The 23,845-nt window shown below is 77.0% G+C and carries 1 protein-coding gene; it reads left to right on the forward strand.

Features of this window, described 5'->3' with window-relative positions:
* Positions 1-49 precede the first annotated feature (49 nt).
* Complete coding sequence (locus AB0B02_RS26735; RefSeq protein WP_357304739.1) at positions 50-23,842, forward strand: type I polyketide synthase; 23,793 nt, start codon at positions 50-52, stop codon at positions 23,840-23,842.
* Positions 23,843-23,845 lie beyond the last annotated feature (3 nt).

Consider the following 23,845-nt stretch of genomic DNA (forward strand, 5'->3'; position numbering starts at 1 on the left):
CCTCGGTGTTCGACGGAATCGATCGGCAGCAACTGCGGGCGGGTGGATCATGGCGGACGAAGAGAAGCTTCTCGAACACCTCAAGTGGGTGACCACCGAGCTCCGTCAGGCGCACCGGCGCCTGCGGGAGCTGGAGGAGCCCGAGCCGATCGCCGTGGTGGCCATGGCCTGCCGGTTCCCCGGCGGCGTGAGCTCCCCGGAGCAGCTCTGGGACCTGGTCGCCGCCGGCACCGACGCGACCGGGCCGTTCCCCACCGACCGCGGCTGGGACCTGGCGGGCCTGTACGACCCGGACCCGGACCACCAGGGCACCTCGTACAGCGACCGGGGCGGTTTCCTCACCGAGGCCGGGCACTTCGACCCCACCCCGTTCGGCATCAGCCCGCGCGAGGCGCTCGCCATGGACCCGCAGCAGCGACTGCTGCTGGAGACCACCTGGGAGGTGTTCGAACGGGCCGGCATCGACGCCGGCACGCTGCGCGGCAGCCGCACCGGCGTGTTCGTGGGCACCGCCGGGCAGGACTACGCGTCCGTGCTGCGCCGGCTGCCCGCCGGCGTCGAGGGGTACGTGCTGACCGGCACCGCCGCCAGCGTCATCTCCGGCCGCCTCGCCTACACGTTCGGCCTGGAAGGGCCGGCCGTCACCATCGACACCGCCTGCTCGTCGTCGCTCGTCGCGCTGCACCTGGCCGCGCAGGCGCTGCGCGACGGCGAGTGCACCCTGGCCGTTGCCGGTGGGGCCAGCGTGATGGCCACCCCGGGCGGCTTCGTCGAGTTCTCCCGCCAGCGCGGCCTGGCCGCCGACGGCCGGTGCAAGGCGTTCTCCGCCGCCGCCGACGGCACCGGCTGGGCCGAGGGCGCCGGCCTGGTGCTCGTCGAACGGCTCAGCGACGCCCGCCGGCTCGGTCACCCGGTGCTGGCCGTGATCCGCGGCAGCGCGGTCAACTCCGACGGCGCCAGCAGCGGGCTCACCGCCCCCAACGGCCCCGCCCAGCAACGCGTCATCCGGGAGGCCCTGGACAACGCCGGGCTCACCCCGGCCGACGTCGACGTGGTCGAGGCGCACGGCACCGGCACCACGCTCGGCGACCCGATCGAGGCGCAGGCGCTGCTCGCCACGTACGGCCGGGACCGGCCCGCCGACCGGCCGCTGCGGCTCGGCTCGCTGAAGTCGAACCTCGGCCACACCCAGGCCGCCGCCGGCGTCGCCGGCGTGATGAAGATGGTGCTGGCGCTGCGCCACGGCCTGCTCCCCGCCACGCTGCACGCCGACGAGCCCACCCCGCACGTCGACTGGTCGGCCGGCGCGGTCGCGCTGCTCACCGAGCCCCGACCCTGGCCGGCCGACCCGGACCGGGTCCGCCGGGCCGCCGTCTCCTCGTTCGGCATGAGCGGCACCAACGCCCACCTGGTCATCGAGGAGGCCCCGGCGGTCGAGCCGGCACCCGAGCCGACCGCCACCGTGGACCGGCCGGTCGTGCCGGTGCTGCTCTCCGCCGCCGACCCGGCCGCGCTCGCCGCGCAGGCCGGCCGCTGGGCGTCCCGGCTGGACGCCGACCCCGCGCCCCGGCCGGTGGACGTCGCGTACGCGTCGGTCACCACCCGGACCACGCTGGACCGGCGGGCCGTGCTCGCCGCCGCCGACCCGGACGGCCTGCGGGCCGCGCTGCGGGCACTGGCCGCCGGTGAACCGGCCGGCGCGTTGGTCACCGGCGAGGCGACCGACCGCGGCCCCACCGCGGTGCTCTTCTCCGGGCAGGGCGCGCAACGCGCCGGCATGGGCCGCGAGCTGTACGCGCAGTTCCCGGTGTTCGCCGCCGCGCTGGACGCGGTGTGCGCGCACCTGGACCGGGCGTTGCCCCGGCCGCTGAAAGAGGTGCTGTTCGCCGCCGAGGGCACGCCCGAGGCGACGCTGCTGGACGAGACCGCGTTCACCCAGGCCGGTCTGTTCGCGGTCGAGGTGGCGCTGTTCCGCCTCGTCGAGTCGTTCGGCGTCACCCCGGACCTGCTGGCCGGCCACTCGATCGGCGAGGTCACCGCCGCATACCTGGCCGGGGTGCTGTCGCTGAGGGACGCCTGCCTGCTGGTGGCGGCCCGGGGCGCGCTGATGCAGGCGCTGCCCGCCGGCGGCGGCATGCTCGCCGTCGCCGCCACCGAGGAACAGGTCCGCGCCGACCTGGCCGGACACGCCGACCGGGTCGGGATCGCCGCGGTCAACGGCCCGTCGTCGGTGGTGGTCTCCGGCGCGGTCGACGCGCTTGACGAGCTGGCCGCGCGCTGGACCGGGCAGGGCGTCCGGGTGCGGCGGCTCGCCGTGTCGCACGCGTTCCACAGCCCGCTGATGACGCCGATGCTGGACCGCTTCCGCGCGGTGCTGGCGCGGCTGGACTTCGCCGCCCCGACCGTGCCGGTGGTGTCCAACCTGACCGGTGCGCTCGCCGAGGGCGACGACCTGTGCACCCCCGACTACTGGGTGCGGCACGTCCGCGAGGCGGTCCGCTACGCCGACGGCGTGGCCGCGCTGCGCGCCGCCGGCGCGGACACCTTCCTGGAGATCGGCCCGCGCAGCGTGCTCACCGCGCTGACCGCCGAGGCGCTGCCCGACGCGGACGGCGTGCTCGCCGTCGCCGCCCAGCGACGCGACCGGCCGGAGACCGAGGCGCTGCTCGCGGCGCTCGCCGAACTGCACGTGCACGGCGTGCCCGTCGACTGGACGCCCTGGTTCGCCGACACCGGCGCCCGCCCGGCCGACCTGCCCACGTACGCGTTCCAACGGGAGCGGTTCTGGCCGGACGCGCCGGCCTGGCAGGCCGGGGACGTGTCCGGGGCCGGGCTCGGCGTGGCCGGGCACCCGCTGCTCGGCGCCGCCGTCCGGCTCGCCGGCGACGACGAGGTGGTGCTCACCGGGCGGCTGTCCGTGTCCACCCACCCGTGGCTGGCCGACCACGTGGTCGCCGGCGCGGTGGTCGTGCCCGGCACCGCGCTGCTGGAGCTGGTGGTGCGTGCCGGCGACGAGGCCGACGCCGGCCGGATCCGCGAGCTGACCGTGGCCACCCCGCTCACCCTGCCGGCCGCCGGCGCGGTCCGGGTGCAGGTGCGGGTCGGCGCCGCCGACGACACCGGCGGTCGACCGGTGACCGTGCACGCCCAGCCCGACGACGACCCGGACGCCGAGTGGGTGCGGCACGCCGAGGGACTGCTGGAACCGGCCGCCGCCGGGGAACCCACGGTCGGCGCGTGGCCGCCCGCCGGGGCGTCCGAGGTGGACGTCACCGACTGGTACGACGCGTTCGCCGCGCACGGCCTGGCGTACGGGCCGGTGTTCCGGGGCGTCCGTCGGGTCTTCTCCGGCCCGGACGAGGCGTACGCCGAGGTGACGCTCCCCGACGGGGCCGACCCGACCGGCTTCGGCGTGCACCCGGCGCTGCTCGACGCGGCGCTGCACCCGATCGGCCTGCTCGACGCCGGCTCCGGCGACGGTCCCCGGGTCCCGTTCGCGTTCGAGGGCGTGCAGGTGCATGCCGCCGGCGCCCGGGTGCTGCGGGTGCGGCTGACCCGCGCCGGCTCGTCGGTGCGGCTGGTCGCGGTGGACGCCACCGGCGCGCCGGTGGTCTCGGTGGACGCGCTCACCCTGCGGGAGCTGGGCGGGTCCGCGCCGGCCACCGCCGCCGACCGGTCCCTGTACGCGCTGACCTGGCCGGTCGAGCCGGTCACCGCGCCGGCCACCGTGCCGGTGTGGGCGGCGCTGCGGACGACCGACGGGGACACGGCCGGCCCTGCCGGGTCCGGCTCGTCCGCGTCCGACAACGGTGACGTGGCGGAGTATCCGGACGTGGCGGCGCTCGTCGCCGCCGTGACGGCCGGTGGCCCGGCCCCGGAGGCGGTGCTGCTGAGACTGCCCGCCGGCCCGGCCGACAGTCGGCCCACCGATGATTGGTCCGCCGCCGGCCCGACCGGCGACACGGGCACGACGGCAGCCGCGGCCGGTGCCGGCACCGGCCTGCCGGACCGGGTCCGGTCCGTGACCACCGCCGTGCTGGCGACGCTCCAGGACTGGCTGGCCGCGGACACGCTCGCCGACTCGCGCCTGGTGGTGCTCACCCGGGGCGCGGTCGCGGCCACCGACGACGACCGGATCACCGACCTGGCCGGCGCGGCGGTGTGGGGGCTGCTGCGCTCGGCGCAGTCGGAGCACCCGGGCCGCATCGTGCTTGTCGACCTGGACCGGGAGCCGGACGCCGAGGCGCTGTCGGCGCTGGCCGGAGTGGTCGCCGACCCGACGGCGACCGGCGGTCAGGTGGCGCTGCGCGGTGACGCGGTGCGCGTACCCCGGTTGGCGCGCCCGGCCGACGACGAGCTGAACCCGCCGGACGGCCGATGGCATCTCGCGGCGGTCGCGCCCGGCACGCTGGACGGCGTCGCGCCAGTGCCGGCGTCGGTCGCCGAGCCGGGCCCCGGCCAGGTCCGCATCGCGGTGCGGGCCACCGGCGTGAACTTCCGCGACGTGCTCATCGCGCTCGGCATGTACCCGGATCCGGCCGCCCGGATGGGCAGCGAGGGCGCCGGCGTGGTCCTGGCCGTCGGCCCGGACGTCACCGACCTGACCCCCGGCGACCGGGTGCTGGGCATGTTCGAGCCCGGCTTCGGGCCGGAGGCGCTCGCCGCCCGCGAGCGGGTGGCCCGCATCCCGGCCGGCTGGACATTCACCGAGGCGGCGTCCGTGCCGCTGGTGTTCCTGACCGCCTGGTACGCGCTGCGGGACCTGGCCGACCTGCGGTCCGGCGAGTCGGTGCTGATCCACTCCGGTGCCGGCGGCGTGGGCATGGCGGCGATCCAGATCGCCCACCACCTCGGCGCGACGGTGTACGCGACGGCCAGCCCCGGTAAGTGGGAGACCTTGCGTGGGCTGGGTGTCGCGGACGAGCGGATCGCGTCGTCGCGGACCACCGAGTTCGAGCAGTCGTTCGCGGCGGCGTCAGGTGGTGCCGGGGTGGACGTGGTGCTGGACGCGCTGGCCGGTGAGTTCGTGGACGCGTCGTTGCGGTTGTTGCCGCGCGGCGGCCGGTTCGTGGAGATGGGCAAGACGGACCTGCGGGATCCGGCGGTGGTGGCGCGGGAACATCCGGGCGTCGGCTACCGGTCGTTCGACCTCAACGACGCGGGCGGGGCGCGGATCGGGGAGATGCTTGCCGAGCTGCTGGCGCTGTTCGAGCGCGGTGTGCTGTCGCCGCTGCCGGTGCGGGCCTGGGACGTGCGGCAGGCGCGGACCGCGTTGCGGCACCTGAGTCAGGCCCGGCACGTCGGCAAGGTGGTGCTCACCGTGCCGGCGCCGGTCGACCCGGACCGGGTCACGCTGGTGACCGGCGCGTCCGGCGCCCTCGCGGGGATCGTCGCCCGGCACCTCGTCGCTTCCGGCCAGTCACGCAATCTGCTGCTGGCCGCCCGTCGCGCGCCGGCCGACGACCCGGCCTACGCGGCGCTCGTCGACGAGTTGACCGAGGCCGGTGCGACCGTCCGGGCCGTCGCGGTGGACCTCGGCGACCCGGCGCAGGTGACCGCGCTGCTGACCGGTGTGGACCTGACCGCCGTCCACCACTGCGCGGGTCTGGTCGCCGACGCGACGATCGCGTCGCTGGACGCCGACGCCGTCGACCGGGTGCTGCGGCCCAAGGTGGACGCCGCCTGGGCGCTGCACCGGGCCACCGCCGGCCACGACCTGGCGGAGTTCGTGCTGTTCTCCTCGTTCGCGGCGACACTCGGCTCACCCGGGCAGGGCAACTACTCCGCCGCGAACGCGTTCCTCGACGCGCTCGCCGCCCACCGCCACGCGACCGGACTGCCCGCCACCAGCATCGGCTGGGGCATGTGGGCCACCAGCAGCGCCATGACCGCCCACCTCGACCGGGACGACGCGCGTCGGCTGCGCCGCCTCGGCATGACCCCGCTCACCGCCACCGAGGGCGCCGCCCTGCTCGACGCCGCCACCCGCCGCGCCCGGCCCGTCGTCGCGGCGGCCCGGCTGCGGCTCACCGGCGACGCCGACCGCTACCCGGCGATCCTGCGCGGGCTGGCCCGCACCGGCACCCGCCGCGCCGCCGCGCAGGCCACCGGCGGCGGCGAGAGCGGCTGGGCCGAGCGGCTCGCCGGCCTGGCCCCGGACGAGGCGACCGCGTTGCTCGTCGAGTTGGTCCGGGCGCAGGCCGCGGCGGTGCTCGGGCACGCGTCCGCGCAGGCGGTGCCCGGCACGCGGGCGTTCAAGGACCTCGGGTTCGACTCGCTGACCTCGGTGGAGCTGCGCAACCGGCTCGCGTCGGCCACCGGGCTGCGGCTGCCCGCCACGCTGGTCTTCGACCACCCCACCCCGGAACGCGTCGCCGGCCTGCTGCGTGGGCAGCTCGCCGCCGCCGCGCCCGCCGCGCCGGCCACCCGTGCCGCCGGGCCCGCCCGCGCCGACGAACCGCTCGCCATCATCGGCATGGCCTGCCGCTACCCGGGCGGCATCGCCACCCCCGAGCAGCTCTGGGACCTGGTCGCCGCCGGCGGGGACGCGATCGGCGGGTTCCCCGCCGACCGGGGCTGGGACCTCGACGCGCTCTACGACCCGGACGCCGACCGGGCCGGCACGTCCACCACCCGGCACGGCGGGTTCCTCGCCGACGCCGGCGACTTCGACCCGGCGTTCTTCGGCATCAGCCCGCGTGAGGCCCTGGCCATGGACCCGCAGCAGCGGCTGCTGCTCGAGACCGCGTGGGAGGCGTTCGAGTCCGCCGGCCTCGACCCGGCCACCCGCGCCGGCACCGCCACCGGCGTCTTCGTCGGCGCCGCCTCCTCCGGGTACGCCGCCGACGGCGCCGAAGGGCTCGAAGGCCACCTGCTCACCGGCACCGCCGGCAGCGTCGCCTCCGGCCGGCTCGCCTACACGTTCGGCCTGGAAGGGCCGGCCGTCACCGTCGACACCGCCTGCTCGTCGTCGCTTGTCGCCCTGCACCTGGCCGCGCAGGCGCTGCGCTCCGGCGAGTGCGACCTGGCGCTCGCCGGCGGTGTGGCGCTGATGGCCACGCCCGGCATGTTCTCCGAGTTCTCCCGGCAGGGCGGCCTGGCCCCGGACGGCCGGTGCAAGGCGTTCGCCGCCGGCGCGGACGGCACCGGCTGGGGCGAGGGCGTCGGCATCCTGCTGGTGCAGCGCCTCGCCGACGCGCGCCGCGACGGACGCCACGTCCTCGCCGTGGTACGCGGCACCGCCGTCAACTCCGACGGCGCGTCCAACGGCCTGACCGCGCCGAACGGCCCGTCGCAGCAACGCGTCATCCGCGCCGCGCTGGCCAACGCCCGGCTGTCCCCGGCCGACGTGGACGTGGTCGAGGCGCACGGCACCGGCACCACGCTCGGCGACCCGATCGAGGCGCAGGCGCTGCTCGCCACGTACGGGCAGGAGCGGGAGACGCCGCTGCTGCTCGGGTCGATCAAGTCGAACATCGGCCACACCCAGGCCGCCGCCGGCGTCGCCGGCATCATCAAGATGGTCCTCGCCATGCGGCACGGCGTGGTGCCGCCGACGCTGCACGTGGACGCGCCCTCGTCGCACATCGACTGGACCGCCGGCGCGGTCACCCTGGTCACGGACGCCGCGCCCTGGCCGGCCGTCGACCGGCCCCGCCGCGCCGCCGTCTCCTCGTTCGGCATCTCCGGCACCAACGCGCACGCCGTCATCGAGGCGGCCCCCGCCGCGCCGCCGGCCGGCCCCGCGCCCGCCGCCGGCCCCGGCCTGGTCGCCGCCGACGCCGTGCCGCTGCTGCTGTCCGCCCGCAGCGCCCGCGCGCTGCCCGCTCAGGCCGCCCGGCTGCGCGACCACCTCGACGCCCACCCCGACCTGGACCTCGCCGACGTCGGCTGGTCCCTGGCCACCGGCCGCGCCCACCACCCGTACCGGCAGGTCACCGTCGCCGCCGGCCGGGACGACGCGCTCGCCGCGCTCGCCGCCGCCGCGCCGCCGACCGCCCCCGCCGACGGTCCGCCGAAGGTCGTCTTCGTCTTCCCCGGGCAGGGCTCCCAGTGGCCCGGCATGGCACTCGACCTGCTCGACAGCTCCCCGGCCTTCCGGGACCGGATGCGCGAGTGCGCCGCCGAGCTGGCCGGGCTCGTCGACTGGACGCCCGAGGACGTGCTGCGCGGCGCACCCGACGCCCCGCCGCTGGACCGGGTCGACGTGGTCCAGCCGCTGCTGTTCGCCGTGATGGTGTCCCTCGCGGAGGTGTGGCGCTCCTGCGGCGTACGCCCCGACGCGGTGATCGGCCACTCGCAAGGCGAGATCGCCGCCGCCTGCGTGGCCGGCGCGCTCACCCTGCCCGACGCGATGCGGCTCGTGGTGGCCCGCAGCCGGGCGCTGCTCGCCCTCTCCGGCCGCGGCGGCATGGTCTCCGTGCCGCTGTCCGCCGCCGACACCGCCGACCTCGTCGCGCCCTGGGGCGACCGGCTCGGCGTCGCCGCGCTCAACGGCGCTACCGTCACCGTCGTCTCCGGCGACGCCGACGCCGTCGACGAGCTGCTCGCCGTCGCCGCCGACCGTGACCTGCGGGCCCGGCGGATCGCCGTCGACTACGCCTCGCACTGCGCGCACGTCGACGCGGTCCGCGACGACCTGGCCGCCGCGCTCGGCACGCTCACGCCGCGCCCGAGCCGGGTGGTGTTCCACTCCACCGTCACCGGTGAGCCGATCGACACCACCGAACTGGACGCCGACTACTGGTTCCGCAACCTGCGCGAACCGGTCCGCCTCGCGCCGGTCGTGGACGCGCTGATCGACACCGGACACCGGGCGTTCGTCGAGATCAGCCCGCACCCGGTGCTCAAGGTCGTGGTGCAGGACGCGCTCGACCGGACGCCCGCCGGGACGCCCGGCGTCGTCGTCGGCTCGCTGCGCCGCGACGAGCACGGCCCCCGCCAGCTCCTCACCGCGCTCGGCGGCCTGCACACCGCCGGCGTACCGGTCGACTGGGCGGCCGTCTTCGCCGGCTCCGGAGCCACCCGGGTCGACCTGCCCCCGTACGCGTTCCAGCGGGAACGGTTCTGGCCCGAACCGGGCGCGACGCACGGCGGCGACGTCACCGGCGCCGGCCTCGGCGCCGCCGGGCACCCGCTGCTCGGCGCCGCGGTCCGGCTGGCCGACGCGGACGAGGTGGTGCTGACCGGACGGCTCTCGCTCGCGGCGCAGCCGTGGCTGGCCGACCACGCGGTCGCCGGCACCGTGCTGCTGCCCGGCACCGCGCTCGTCGAGCTGGCGGTCCGGGCCGGCGACGAGGTCGGCGCCGCCCGGGTCCGTGAACTGACGCTCGTCGCCCCGCTTGCCCTGCCGGACACCGGCGGCGTCCGGGTGCAGGTACGCGTCGGCGCGCCCGACGACGCCGGCACCCGCCCGGTGACCGTGCACGCCCAACCCGACGGGACCACCGACGACGGGTGGACCCGGCACGCCGAGGGTGTGCTGGAGCCGGCCACCGGCGACGAGTCGACGCTCGACGCCTGGCCCCCCGCCGGTGCCGCCGAGGTGGACCTCACCGGCTGGTACGACACGCTCGCCGGGCACGGCCTGGCGTACGGGCCGGCGTTCCGGGGCCTGCGCCGGGCCTGGACCGTCGACGGCACGGTCTGCGCCGAGGTCGCCCTGCCGGACGGGCCGGCCGACCGCGCCGGCCGGTTCGAGGTGCACCCGGCGCTGCTCGACGCCGCGCTGCACGCGATCGGCCTGCTGCCCGGCGGGGACGCGACGCCCGGACCGCGGGTGCCGTTCACGTTCGGTGGCGTGCAGGTGCACGCGGCCGGCGCGGCGGTGCTGCGGGTGCGGCTGTCCCGTGCCGGCGACGCGGTGCGGCTGGTCGCCGCCGACGAGACCGGCGCGCCGGTGGTGTCGGTGGACGAGCTGCTCCTCAAGGAGCTGGGCGCGTCCGTCGTACCGGCCGCCGCCGACCGGTCCGTCCTCGAGGTGACCTGGACGGCGCGGGACGTCACGCCGGCGGACCGGCCGACGGCCTGGGCGACGCTGGCCGGCGTCGACGGCGCGGAGTACCCCGACATGGACGCGCTGGTGGCCGCCGTCGCGACCGGCACGCCGGCCCCCGAGGCGGTGCTGCTGCCGGTCGGGGGCGGTCAAGAGACCGTCGACGGCGCGGCCGGCGACGGCCGGAATGGCACGACCGGCGGGGACCTGCCGGACCGGGTGCGGTCGGTGACGCTCGCGGTGCTGGCGGCGGTGCGGAGCTGGCTGGCCGCCGACGACCTGGCCGACTCGCGACTGGTGGTGACCACCAGGGGCGCGGTGGCGGCCCGGGACGGCGACCGGATCGCCGACCTGGCCGGCGCGGCGGCGTGGGGGCTGCTGCGGTCCGCGCAGTCCGAGCACCCGGACCGGATCGTGCTGGCCGACCTGGACCGGACGCCCGACGCCGGCGTGCTGGCGCTGCTCGCCGCCGCGCCGGCCGGCGGGCAGGTCGCGCTGCGCGACGGCGACGTGCTCGTCCCGCGCGTGGTCCGCCCGGCCGGTGACCGGCTCGTCCCGTCGACCGAACGCTGGCACGTGGCGGCCGTCGAGCCCGGCACCATCGACGGCGTCGCCCTGCGGCCGACCGACACGCCGCCGCTCGCGGCCGGTGAGGTGCGGGTGGCGGTGCGGGCGGCCGGGGTGAACTTCCGGGACGTGTTGATCGCGTTGGGGATGTATCCGGATGCGTCGGCGGTGATGGGCAGTGAGGGTGCCGGCGTGGTGGTGGAGGTCGGTCCGGGGGTGTCCGGGTTGGCCGTGGGGGATCGGGTGTTCGGGTTGTTCGAGCCCGGGTTCGGTCCGGTGGTGGTGGCGCGGCGGGATCGGATCGCCAGGGTGCCGGCGGGATGGTCGTTCGTTGAGGCGGCGTCGGTGCCGGTGGTGTTCCTGACGGCGTGGTACGCGTTGCGGGATCTGGCGAACCTGCGTTCGGGTGAGTCGGTGTTGATCCACTCTGGTGCTGGTGGGGTGGGGATGGCGGCGATTCAGATCGCCCGGCATCTCGGTGCGACGGTGTACGCGACGGCGAGTCCTGGTAAGTGGGGCACGTTGCGGGGTCTCGGGGTGGCGGCGGAGCGGATCGCGTCGTCGCGGACCACGGAGTTCGAGGCCGCGTTCCTGGCCGCCAGTGGTGGTGCCGGGGTGGACGTGGTGTTGGACGCCCTCGCCGGTGAGTTCGTGGACGCGTCGTTGCGGTTGCTGCCGCGCGGCGGCCGGTTCGTCGAGATGGGCAAGACCGACCTCCGCGACCCGGACCAGGTCGCCGCCCAGCACCCCGGCGTCACGTACCGGGCGTTCGAACTCAACGGGGCCGGCGGCGAACGCCTCGGCCAGATGCTCACCGAACTGCTCGACCTGTTCGAGACGGGCGCGCTGACGCCGCTGCCCACCCGGACCTGGGACGTCCGGCAGGCCCGCACCGCGCTGCGGCACCTCAGCCAGGCCCGGCACGTCGGCAAGGTCGTGCTCACCGTGCCCGCGCCCGCCGAACCGGACCGCGTCACGCTCGTCACCGGCGCGTCCGGCACCCTCGCCGGCCTGGTCGCCCGCCACCTCGTCGCCACCGGCCAGACCCGCAACCTGCTCCTCGCAGCCCGCCGGTCCCCGGCCGACGACCCGGCGTACGCGGCGCTCGTCGACGCGCTGACCGACGCCGGGGCCACGGTCCGCGCCGTCCCCGTCGACCTGACCGAACCCGGCCGGGCCGCCGAGCTGGTGGCCGGCGTGGACCTGACCGCCGTGTACCACTGCGCCGGCGCCATCGCCGACGCCACCGTCACCTCCCTGGACGCCGACGCCATCGACCGGGTGCTGCGGCCCAAGGTGGACGCCGCCTGGGCGCTGCACGAGGCCACCGCCGGCCGGGACCTGACCGCGTTCGTGCTGTTCTCGTCGATCGCCGCCACGCTCGGCTCGCCCGGGCAGGGCAACTACGCCGCCGCGAACGCCTTCCTCGACGCGCTCGCCGCCCACCGCCGGGCGACCGGACTGCCGGCGGCCAGCCTCGCCTGGGGACTCTGGGCCACCACCAGCACCATGACCGCCCACCTCGACGACGGCGAGCACCGCCGCGCCATCCGCGCCGGCAGCGCGCCGCTCACCGACGCCCAGGGGCTCGCGCTGCTCGACGCCGCCCAGCGGCACGGCGGCGCGCACACCGTGCTCATGAACGTGCCGACCAGCCCCGACCCGGCCCGCGTGCCGGAGCTGCTGCGCGAGCTGATCCGGCCGGCCCGGCGGCGGGCCGCCGCGCGTCCCGGAGGGGAGCTGTCGCTGGCCGACCGGCTCGCGGCGCTCCACCCCACCGCCCGGCACAACCAGCTCCTCGACCTGGTCGCCGGCAGCGTCGCCGCGGTGCTCGGCCACCGCTCCGCCGACGGCGTCGACCCGCAACGCCCGTTCAAGGAACTCGGCTTCGACTCGCTGACCTCGGTGGAGCTGCGCAACCGGCTCGCCGCCGCCACCGGGCTGCGACTGCCCGCCACCGTGGCGTTCGACCACCCCACCCCGGTCGTGCTCGCCGCGCACCTCGACCGGGAGATCGGCGGCCGGGCCGCACCGGCCGCCACGCCGGCCGGCACCGCGACCACCGCCGTCGACGAGCCGATCGCCGTCGTCGGCATGGCCTGCCGGTTCCCCGGCGACGTCCGCAGCCCCGAGGACCTGTGGAACCTGGTCACCGCCGGCGCGGACGTGATCGCGCCGTTCCCCACCGACCGGGGCTGGGACCTGGCCGGGCTGCTGAACGACGGCGACGACCGGCCCGCGCCCCGACACGGCGGCTTCCTCTACGACGCCGCCGACTTCGACGCCGCGTTCTTCGGCATCAACCCGCGCGAGGCGCTCGCCATGGACCCGCAGCAGCGGCTGCTGCTGGAGACGTCGTGGGAGGCGCTGGAACGTGCCGGCCTCGACCCGGCCACCGTGCGCGGCAGCAGCACCGGCGTCTACGTCGGCCTGATCTACCACGACTACGCCGGCACCGCCGTCGGCGCCGACGACGAACTCGACGGGTACGTGGGCAACGGCAGCGCCGGCAGCGTCGCCTCCGGCCGCATCTCCTACCTGCTCGGCCTGGAAGGCCCGGCGGTCACCGTCGACACCGCCTGCTCGTCGTCGCTCGTCGCGCTGCACCTGGCCGCCCAGGCGCTGCGCCAGCAGGAGTGCGGCCTGGCCCTGGCCGGCGGCGTCACGGTCATGTCCAGCCCCGGCATGCTCGCCGAGTTCTCCCGCCAGCGCGGCCTGTCCCCGGACGGGCGGTGCAAGGCGTTCGGCGCCGACGCCGACGGCACCGGCTTCGCCGAGGGCGTCGGCATGCTGCTGCTGGAACGCCTCTCCGACGCCCGCCGCAACAATCGCCGGATCCTCGCCGTGCTGCGCGGCAGCGCGGTCAACCAGGACGGCGCCAGCAGCGGCCTCACCGCCCCCAACGGCCCCTCGCAGCAGCGGGTCATCCGGGCCGCGCTCGCCAACGCCCGGCTGTCCCCGGCCGACGTGGACGTGGTCGAGGCGCACGGCACCGGCACTGCGCTCGGTGACCCGATCGAGGCGCAGGCGCTGCTCGCCACGTACGGGCAGGACCGGTCCACGCCGCTGCTGCTCGGCTCCGTCAAGTCGAACATCGGCCACACCCAGGCCGCCGCCGGCGTCGCCGGCATCATCAAGATGGTCCTCGCCATGCGGCACGGCGTGGTGCCGCCGACGCTGCACGCCGACGAGCCGTCCCCGCACGTCGACTGGACCGCCGGCGCGGTCACGCTCGCCACCGAGGCGACGCCCTGGCCGGCCGTCGAGCGGCCCCGCCGCGCCGCCGTCTCCTCGTTCGGCATCTCCGGCACCAACGTGCACGCCATCCTGGAACAGGCCCCCGAACCGACAGCCGCCCCCACCACGCCACCGACCGTCACCGGCGACCTCGGCACCCCGTGCGTGCTCTCCGCCCGAACCCCGGACGCGCTGCGCGCCCAGGCCGACCGGCTGGCCGCCTGGATCGAGGCGAACCTGGCGGTGCCGCTGACCGACCTCGCACACGCGCTCGCCACCGGACGGTCCGCGTTCGAACACCGGGCCGTGCTGCTGCCCCGCGACCGGTCCGGCCTGCTCGCCGGCCTGGCCGCCGTCGCCGCCGACGAACCGTCGTCCACAGTGGTACGCGGCACCGCCGGCACCGGCCGGCTCGCCGTCCTCTTCTCCGGTCAGGGCGCCCAACGCCCCGGCATGGGCCGCGAGGCGTACCGGGCGTTCCCGGTCTTCGCCGCCGCGCTGGACGAGGTGTGCCGGCACCTCGACCCGTTGCTGCCGCAGCCGCTGCGCCCGGTGCTCTTCGCGCCCGAAGGGGCTCCGGAAGCGGCGCTGCTGGACCGCACCGAGTTCACCCAGCCGGCGCTGTTCGCCGTCGAGGTGGCGCTGTTCCGCCTGGTCGAGTCGTTCGGCATCACCCCCGACGTGGTCGGCGGGCACTCCGTCGGCGAGATCACCGCCGCGTACGTGGCCGGGGTGCTCTCCCTGCCCGACGCCGCCACGCTGGTCGCCGCGCGCGGCCGGCTCATGCAGGCGCTGCCCGACGGCGGTGGCATGCTCGCCGTCGCCGCGCCCGAGGACGAGGTGACCGCCGCGCTCGCCGGGTACGCCGACCGGGTCGGTGTCGCCGCCGTCAACGGCCCGTCGGCCGTGGTCGTCTCCGGCGCCCTCGACGCCCTCGACGAACTGGAACGCGCCTGGCGGGAGCGCGGGCTGCGGACCCGCCGGCTGCGCGTCAGCCACGCGTTCCACAGCCCGCTGATGACGCCGATGCTGGACGAGTTCCGGGCCGTCGTCGACGGGCTCACCCTCGACCCGCCGCGCCTGCCGGTGCTGTCGAACCTGACCGGCGGCGTCGCCGAGCCGGACGCGCTGCGCGATCCCGACTACTGGGTGCGGCACGTCCGCGACGCGGTCCGCTTCGCCGACGGCATCGCCGACCTGCGGCAGCGCCACGTCGGCACGTACCTGGAGGTCGGGCCGGACGGGGTGCTCGCCGGCATGATCCGCGACTGCCTCGGCGACGACGCGACGCCGGTGGTGGTGCCGACGCTGCGCGCCGGGCGTACCGAAGGGCCCGCGCTGCTCACCGCGCTCGCCGAGGCGTACGCCGGTGGCGTGCCGGTGGACTGGACGCCGCTGACCGGCGGCGGGGCACCGCTCGACCTGCCCACGTACCCGTTCCAGCGGCGGCGCTTCTGGCCCGACGCCACCGGCTGGCGGGCCGGTGACCTGACCGGCGCCGGGCTGGCCGCGCCCGGCCACCCGCTGCTCGGCGCCGCGGTGCGGCTGGCCGGCGCGGACGAGACGGTGCTGACCGGCCGGCTCGCGGTGTCCGCGCAGCCCTGGCTGGCCGAGCACGTCGTGGCCGGCGCGGTGCTGCTGCCCGGCACTGCGCTGGTGGAGCTGGTGGTGCGCGCCGGCGACGAGGTCGGCGCGCCCCGGGTACGCGACCTCACCGTCACCGCGCCGCTGGTGCTGCCCGCCACCGGCGGTGTCCGGGTGCAGGTGCGCGTCGGCGCCGCCGACGACACCGGCGGCCGGGACGCCGCCGTGTACGCCCAGCCGGACGACGACCCGGACGCGGAGTGGACCCGGCACGCCGAGGCGGTGCTGGAGCCGGCCGCCGCCGCCGAACCCGGCCTCGCCGCCTGGCCGCCGTCGGGCGTCACCGAGACGGACCTGACCGGCTGGTACGAGACGCTCGTCGGCCACGGCCTGACCTACGGGCCGACGTTCCAGGGCCTGCGCCGGGCCTGGACCGGCCGCGACGAGGTGTACGCCGAGGTGGCGCTCCCGGACACCACGGTGGCCGGGTTCGCGGTGCACCCGGCGCTGCTGGACGCCGCGCTGCACCCGATCGGCCTGCTGCCGGGCGGGACCGGGACGACCGGGCCGCGCGTGCCGTTCGCGTTCGAGGGCGTCCAGGTGCACGCCGCCGGCGCCCGGCTGCTGCGGGTCCGGCTGACCCGCGCCGGTGCCGGGGTACGCCTGGTGGCGGTCGACGAGACCGGCGCGCCGGTGGTGTCGGTCGACTCGCTGGTGCTGCGCGAACTGGCCGGCGCCCCGGCCCCCGGCGCGGGCTCCCGCTCGCTGTACGCGGTGACCTGGCCCGTCGAGGAGATCCGGCCGGCCGAGGCGGACCTGACCTGGGCCGCGCTCGCCCCGGCCCGGCCGGCCGACGCCGGCACGTCCCCGGACCGGCCGGCCGACGCCAGCACGTCCCCGGACCGGCCGGCCCGGGGCCGGAAGGCGGCCGGGCGCGGCGCGGCGCGGAACAACGGCCGGATCGCTGCCGGCTCCCCGGACACCGGCTGGTTCGACGCGATCGAGGCGCCGGCGGAGTTCCCGGACGTCGCGGCGCTCGCGGCGGCCGTGGCGGCCGGCACGCCCGCCCCGGAGGCGATCCTGCTGCCGGTCGGCCTCGCGCCTGGCGCGGTCGGGGCCGGGATCGGCGCGGCGGACGCCAGGGACGCGGTGACCGGCGGCACGGCGCTCGCGTCGGCCGGAGGGCCCGGCGTCGACGGTGACCTGCCGGGCCGGGCGCGGTCGCTGACGGCGGCGGTGCTGGCGGCCGTGCAGGCGTGGCTGGCCGCCGACGTGCTCGCGGACTCGCGGCTGGTGGCGGTGACCCGGAACGCGGTGACCACCGGCGACGACCGGGCCGTCGACCCGGCCGCCGCGGCGGTGTGGGGACTGCTGCGCTCGGCGCAGTCCGAACACCCGGACCGGATCGTGCTCGTGGACGCCGACGCCGCCCTCGACCGCCACGCGCTCGGCGTGCTGGCCGCCGTGGTGGCGGACCCCGCCGCCGTGGGCGGTCAGCTCGCGTTGCGCGGCGACCGGGTGCGCGTACCCCGGTTGACGCGGCCGGTGGGTGCGGAGTTGGCGCCGCCGGCGGCGGGTGGCTGGCACGTCGCCGCCGCCCGGCCCGGCACGCTCGACGGCGTCGAGATCGTGCCGGCCACGCCGGCCCCGCTCGCGGCCGGTGAGGTGCGGGTGGCGGTGCGGGCGGCCGGGGTGAACTTCCGGGACGTGTTGATCGCGTTGGGGATGTATCCGGACTCGTCGGCGGTGATGGGTAGCGAGGGCGCGGGCGTGGTCCTGGAGGTTGGTCCGGGGGTGTCCGGGTTGGCCGTGGGTGATCGGGTGTTCGGGTTGTTCGAGCCCGGGTTCGGTCCGGTGGTGGTGGCGCGGCGGGATCGGATCGCGCGGGTGCCGGTGGGGTGGTCGTTCGTCGAGGCGGCGTCGGTGCCGGTGGTGTTCCTGACGGCCTGGTACGCGTTGCGGGATCTGGCGAACCTGCGTTCGGGTGAGTCGGTGTTGATCCACTCCGGTGCTGGTGGGGTGGGGATGGCGGCGATTCAGATCGCCCGGCATCTCGGTGCGACGGTGTACGCGACGGCGAGTCCCGGTAAGTGGGGTACGTTGCGGGGCCTGGGGGTGGCGGACGAGCGGATCGCGTCGTCTCGGACCACGGAGTTCGAGGCCGCGTTCCTGACCGCCAGTGGTGGTGCCGGTGTGGACGTGGTGTTGGACGCCCTCGCCGGTGAGTTCGTGGACGCGTCGTTGCGGTTGCTGCCGCGCGGCGGCCGGTTCGTCGAGATGGGCAAGACCGACCTCCGCGACCCGGCGGTGGTGGCGCGGGAACATCCGGGCGTCACGTACCGGTCGTTCGACCTGAACGAGGCCGGCGGCGAGCGCATCGGCCAGATGCTGGGCGAGCTGCTCGCGCTCTTCACCAGCGGCGCGTTGCGGCCCCTGCCGGTCCGGACCTGGGACGTGCGGCAGGCGCGGACCGCGCTGCGGCACCTGAGTCAGGCCCGGCACGTCGGCAAGGTGGTGCTCACCGTGCCGGCGCCGGTCGACCCGGACCGGGTCACGCTGGTTACCGGCGCGTCCGGCGCCCTCGCGGGGATCGTCGCCCGGCACCTCGTCGCCAGTGGCCGGTCCCGGAACCTGCTCCTCGCGGCCCGCCGCGCGCCGGCCGACGACCCGACCTACGCTGCCCTTGTCGACGAGCTGGAGACGGCCGGCGCGACCGTCCGGGTCGCCACCGTCGACGTGGCGGACGACACCCAGGTCACCGCGCTGCTGGCCGGTGTGGACCTGACCGCCGTCCACCACTGCGCCGGCGTCATCGCCGACGCCACGATCGCGTCGCTGGACGCCGACGCCGTCGACCGGGTGCTGCGGCCCAAGGTGGACGCCGCCTGGGCGCTGCACCGGGCCACCGCCGGTCACGACCTGGCGGAGTTCGTGCTGTTCTCGTCCATCGCGGCGACGCTCGGCTCACCCGGGCAGGGCAACTACTCCGCCGCGAACGCGTTCCTCGACGCGCTCGCCACCCACCGCCACGCGACCGGACTGCCCGCCACCAGCATCGGCTGGGGCGCGTGGGCCACCGGCGGCATGGCCGGGCGGCTCGACGCCGGCGACCGGCAGCGACTCGGCCGGATCGGCATGACCGGGCTCAGCGCCGCCGAGGGGGCGAGCCTGCTCGACGCCGCCGCCGCGCAACCGCTGCCCGCCGTGGTCGCCGCCCGGCTGCGCATCACCGGCGACCGGACGCAGCTCCCGCCGCTGCTGCGGCTGCTGGCCCCCACCGGCGTACGCCGGCAGGCCCGCACCGTGGACACGCACACCACCGGCTGGGCCGAGCGGCTCGCCGGCCTGGCCCCGGACGAGGCGACTGCGTCACTCGTCGAGTTGGTCCGGGCGCAGGCCGCGGCGGTGCTCGGGCACGCGTCCGCGCAGGCGGTGCCCGGTGCGCGGGCGTTCAAGGACCTCGGGTTCGACTCGCTGACCTCGGTGGAGCTGCGCAACCGGCTCGCGTCGGCCACCGGGCTGCGGCTGCCCGCCACGCTGGTCTTCGACCACCCCACCCCGGAACGCCTCGCCGAACACCTGCACGAACGACTCGGCCACCGGCCGGCCGCCGTCGCCGCCGCGACCCGGGCCACCGCCGCCGAGGACGACGACCCCATCGCCATCATCGGCATGGCGTGCCGGCTCCCCGGCGGCGTCACCAACCCGGACCAACTGTGGGACCTGGTCTCCACCGGCGGCGACGGGATCGCCGAGTTCCCCGCCGACCGGGGCTGGGACCTCGACGCGCTCTACGACCCGGACGCCGACCGCGCCGGCACGTCCACCACCCGGTACGGCGGGTTCCTCGCCGACGCGGCCGACTTCGACCCGGCGTTCTTCGGCATCAGCCCCCGCGAGGCCCTCGCCATGGACCCGCAGCAGCGGCTGCTGCTGGAAACCTCGTGGGAGGCGTTCGAATCCGCCGGCCTCGACCCGCACGACCGCACCACGACCACCGGCGTCTTCGCCGGACTGATCCACCACGACTACGCCGGCCGGCTCGACGCCTCCGCGGAACTGGAGGGCTACCTCGTCAACGGCACCGCCGGCAGCGTCGCCTCCGGCCGCGTCGCGTACGTCTTCGGGCTGGAAGGGCCGGCCGTCACGGTGGACACCGCGTGTTCGTCGTCGCTTGTCGCGCTGCACCTGGCCGCCCAGGCGCTGCGGGCCGGGGAATGCGACCTGGCCCTCGCGGGCGGCGTGACCGTGATGGCCACGCCCAGCGCGTTCGTCGGCTTCTCCCGCCAGCGTGGACTGGCCCCCGACGGGCGGTGCAAGTCGTTCGCCGCCGGCGCCGACGGCACGAGTTGGGGCGAGGGCGTCGGCATGCTGCTCGTCGAGCGGCTCAGCGACGCCCGCCGTCGCGGCCACCGGGTCCTCGCGGTGGTGCGGGGCACGGCCGTGAACCAGGACGGCGCGTCGAACGGCCTGACCGCGCCGAACGGTCCGTCGCAGCAGCGGGTGATCCGGCAGGCCCTCGCCAACGCGCGGCTGGGCACCGCCGACGTGGACGCGGTCGAGGCGCACGGCACCGGCACCACGCTCGGCGATCCGATCGAGGCGCAGGCGGTGTTGGCGACGTACGGGCAGGAGCGGTCGACGCCGCTGCTGCTCGGGTCGGTGAAGTCGAACATCGGCCACACCCAGGCCGCCGCCGGCGTCGCCGGGATCATCAAGATGGTCCTCGCCATGCGGCACGGGATCATGCCGCCGACGCTGCACGTGGACGAGCCGTCGCCGCACATCGACTGGACGGCCGGGGCGGTGACGCTGGCGACGGCGCCGACGCCGTGGCCGGCGGTGGACCGGCCGCGTCGGGCGGCGGTGTCGTCGTTCGGGATCTCCGGCACCAACGCCCACGTCATCCTGGAACAACCACCTGCCGGCGAACCGGCCGGTCCGACGGCCGACGGTGACGTGACCGGAGCCGGCGACGCCCGGCCCGAAGGCGCGGACCGGACCGGCGAGGCGCTTCCTGGCCGGACCGGCGACGTGACCGCGGGCGGGTCGGTGCCGGTGCTGCTGTCGGCGCGTACCGACGCGGCGCTCGCCGCGCAGGCCGACCGTTGGGCGCGCTGGCTCGCCGCCGACGAGACGCTCCGCCCGGTCGACGTCGGATGGTCGGCGCTCACCACCCGGCCGACGCTGGAGCAGCGGGCCGTACTCGGCGTCACCGACCGGGACGAGCTGCTGGCCGCGCTGCGCGCGCTGGCCGGTGGCACGTCCTCCGGCGCGGTGACCACCGGCCCGGCCGGCCCGCGTGGGCGACTGGCGGTGCTGTTCTCCGGGCAGGGCGCGCAGCGTGCCGGCATGGGTCGGGAGTTGTCCGAGGCGTTCGGAGTGTTCGCGTCCGCGTTGGATGAGGTCTGTACGCGGCTCGACCCGTTGCTGCCGCAGCCGCTGAAGCCGGTGTTGTTCGGCGACGCCGATCTGTTGGACCAGACGCGGTTCACGCAGGCGGGCCTGTTCGCGGTCGAGGTGGCGTTGTTCCGCCTGGTCGAGTCGTTCGGGGTGACGCCGGACTTCGTGGGTGGGCACTCGATCGGCGAGGTCACCGCCGCCCACGTCGCGGGCGTGCTGTCCCTGGCCGACGCGTGCGCGCTGGTCGCCGCGCGGGGTCGCCTGATGCAGGCGTTGCCGGCGGGTGGTGGGATGTTGGCGGTCGCGGCGCCGGAGGCGGAGGTGGCCGCGTCGGTCGCGGACCGCGCGGAGTTGGGGGTCGCGGCGGTGAACGGGCCGTCGTCGACCGTGGTGTCCGGTCCGGTCGACGCGCTGGACGAGATCGAGCGCGTTTGGCGGGACCGAGGAACCCGGGTCCGCCGGTTGGCGGTGTCGCACGCGTTCCACAGTCCGTTGATGGAGCCGATGCTTGCCGAGTTCCGCTCGGTGCTGGACGGGTTGACGTTTGCCGCGCCGCTGCTGCCGGTCGTGTCCAACGTGACCGGCGCGCTCGCGGGAGATGAGATCGCCACTGCCGACTACTGGGTGCGGCACGTGCGGGAGGCGGTGCGTTACGCCGACGGGGTCGCCGCGTTGCGTGATGCCGGGGTGGACACGTTCCTGGAGGTCGGTCCGCAGAGTGTGCTCACCGCGCTGACCGCCGAGATCCTGCCGGACGAGGAGACCGTGGTCGCGGTGGCGGTGCAGCGCCGGGACCGGGACGAGACCGGGGCGTTGCTGGCCGGCCTGGCGGAGCTGCACGTGCACGGCGTGCGCGTCGACTGGGCGCCGTGGTTCGCCGGCGCCGGCGCGACCCGCGTCGACCTGCCCACCTACGCGTTCCAGCACGAGCGGTTCTGGCCGGACACGCCGACCCGGACCGACGCCTCCGACGCCGAGTTCTGGGCCGCCGTGGAGAGCGGCGACCTCACCGCGCTCGCCGGTCACCTCGCCGACGACGCCCTCGACACGCTCGCCCCGGCGCTGCCCGCGCTCACCACGTGGCGGCGGGCCCGCACCCGGCGTACCCCGGCCGACCGGTGGGCGTACCAGGTCATCTGGAAGCGGCTCGACCTCGACGAGCGGCCCGCCAGCGGCGGCGCCTGGCTGGTCGTCGCCCCGGCCGGCGAACCCGCCACCGCCGACCTCGCCGCCGCGCTGGCCGGCGCGGAGCTGCGCCCGGTCACCGTCGACCCGACCAGCACCACCCGGGCCGACCTCGCCGCCGCGCTCGGCAAGGCGCTCGCGGACGGGCCGGTCGACGGCGTGGTCTCGCTGCTCGGCCTGCACGACGCGCCGCACCCGGACCATCCGGCGCTGCCCGCCGGCACCGCCGCCACGCTGCTGCTGATCCAGGCGCTGCACGACACCGGCGACACGCCGCCGCTGTGGTGCCTCACCCGGGACGCGGTCGCCACCGACGGCGGCGACCCGGTGCACGGCGTCGCCCAGGGCGGCCTGTGGGGCCTGGCCCGGGTCGCCGGGCTGGAGCTGCCCCGGCTGCGCGTCAACCTGCTCGACCTGCCCGCCGGCGACACCGACCCGGCCCGGCTCGCCGCCGCGCTCACCAGCGACGGCGACGAGGACCAGTTCGCGCTGCGTGGCGGCGGCCTCTACGCGCGCCGCCTGGTCCGCGCCACCCCGGCCGCGCCGGCCGCCGCCGACCGGTGGCAGCCCACCGGCACGGTGCTGGTCACCGGCGGCACCGGCGCGCTCGGCGCGCACGTCGCCCGCTGGGCGGCCGGCGCCGGCGCGGACCACCTGGTGCTCACTAGCCGACGCGGCGACGCCGCCCCCGGCGCGGCCGAGCTGCGCGACGAGCTGACCGCAACCGGCGTACGCGTCACGATCGCCGCCTGCGACGTGGCCGACCGGGACGCGGTCGCCGCGCTGCTGACCCGCCTCGACGCCGACCCGGCGCCGCTGACCGCCGTGGTGCACGCCGCCGGGCTCAACGACGTGGCGCCGCTGCTCGACACCGACCCGGACCGGCTGGCCGGGGTGCTGACCGGCAAGACCGCCGGCGCGGTGCACCTCGACGAGATGCTCGGCGACCGGCCGCTCGACGCGTTCGTGCTGTTCGCGTCCATCGCCGGGGTGTGGGGCAGCGGCGGGCAGGCCGGTTACGCGGCCGGCAACGCCCACCTCGACGCGCTGGCCGCCCGGCGGCACGCCCGCGGCCTCGCCGCCACCTCGGTGGCCTGGGGACCGTGGGCCGACGGCGGCATGGCCACCGACGACGCGCAGCGGGAACTGGCCCGACGCGGACTGCGGACGATGGCCCCGGCCGACGCGGTGCACGCCATGCGCGTCGCGGTCGGGCGCGGCGACGCCACCCTCACCGTGGTCGACGTGGACTGGGCGACGTTCGCCCCCGCGTACGCGTCGAGCCGACCCCGGCCGTTCCTGGCCGACCTGCCCGAGGCCCGGCAGGCGATCCGCGCCGCCGCGGAGGTCCCCGCCGACGGTGGCGCTCCGCTGCGCGACCAGCTCCGCGACCTGTCCGTCGAGGACCGGGACCGGCGTCTCGTCGAACTGGTCCGCGCCGAGGCGGCGGCCGTGCTCGGCCACGGCGGCCCGGAGCGGGTCAAGCCCCGGCGGGCGTTCAAGGACCTCGGCTTCGACTCGCTGACCGCGGTCGAGCTGCGTAACCGGCTCAACCGGGCCACCGGCCTGTCACTGCCCACCACGCTGGTCTTCGACCACCCCGACCCGGCCGCGCTCGCCGACCACCTGCGCGCCACGCTGCTGCCCGACGCGTCGACCACGCCGACGGCGGACCCGGCCGAGACCGCGGTACGCGAGGCGCTGGCCACCGTCCCGCTCGCCCGCATCCGCGAGGCCGGGCTGCTGGAGCTGCTGCTCGGCCTCGCCGACGGCGAGGGCCCCGCGCCCGAGCCGGCCGGCGCGGAGGTCGACCTCGACGACCTCGACACCGACACCCTGATCCGGCTGGCCCTCGACGGCTCCGAGTCCTGACGC

The organism is Micromonospora sp. NPDC049240 (assembly GCF_040647835.1).
Classification (GTDB): Bacteria; Actinomycetota; Actinomycetes; order Mycobacteriales; family Micromonosporaceae; genus Micromonospora.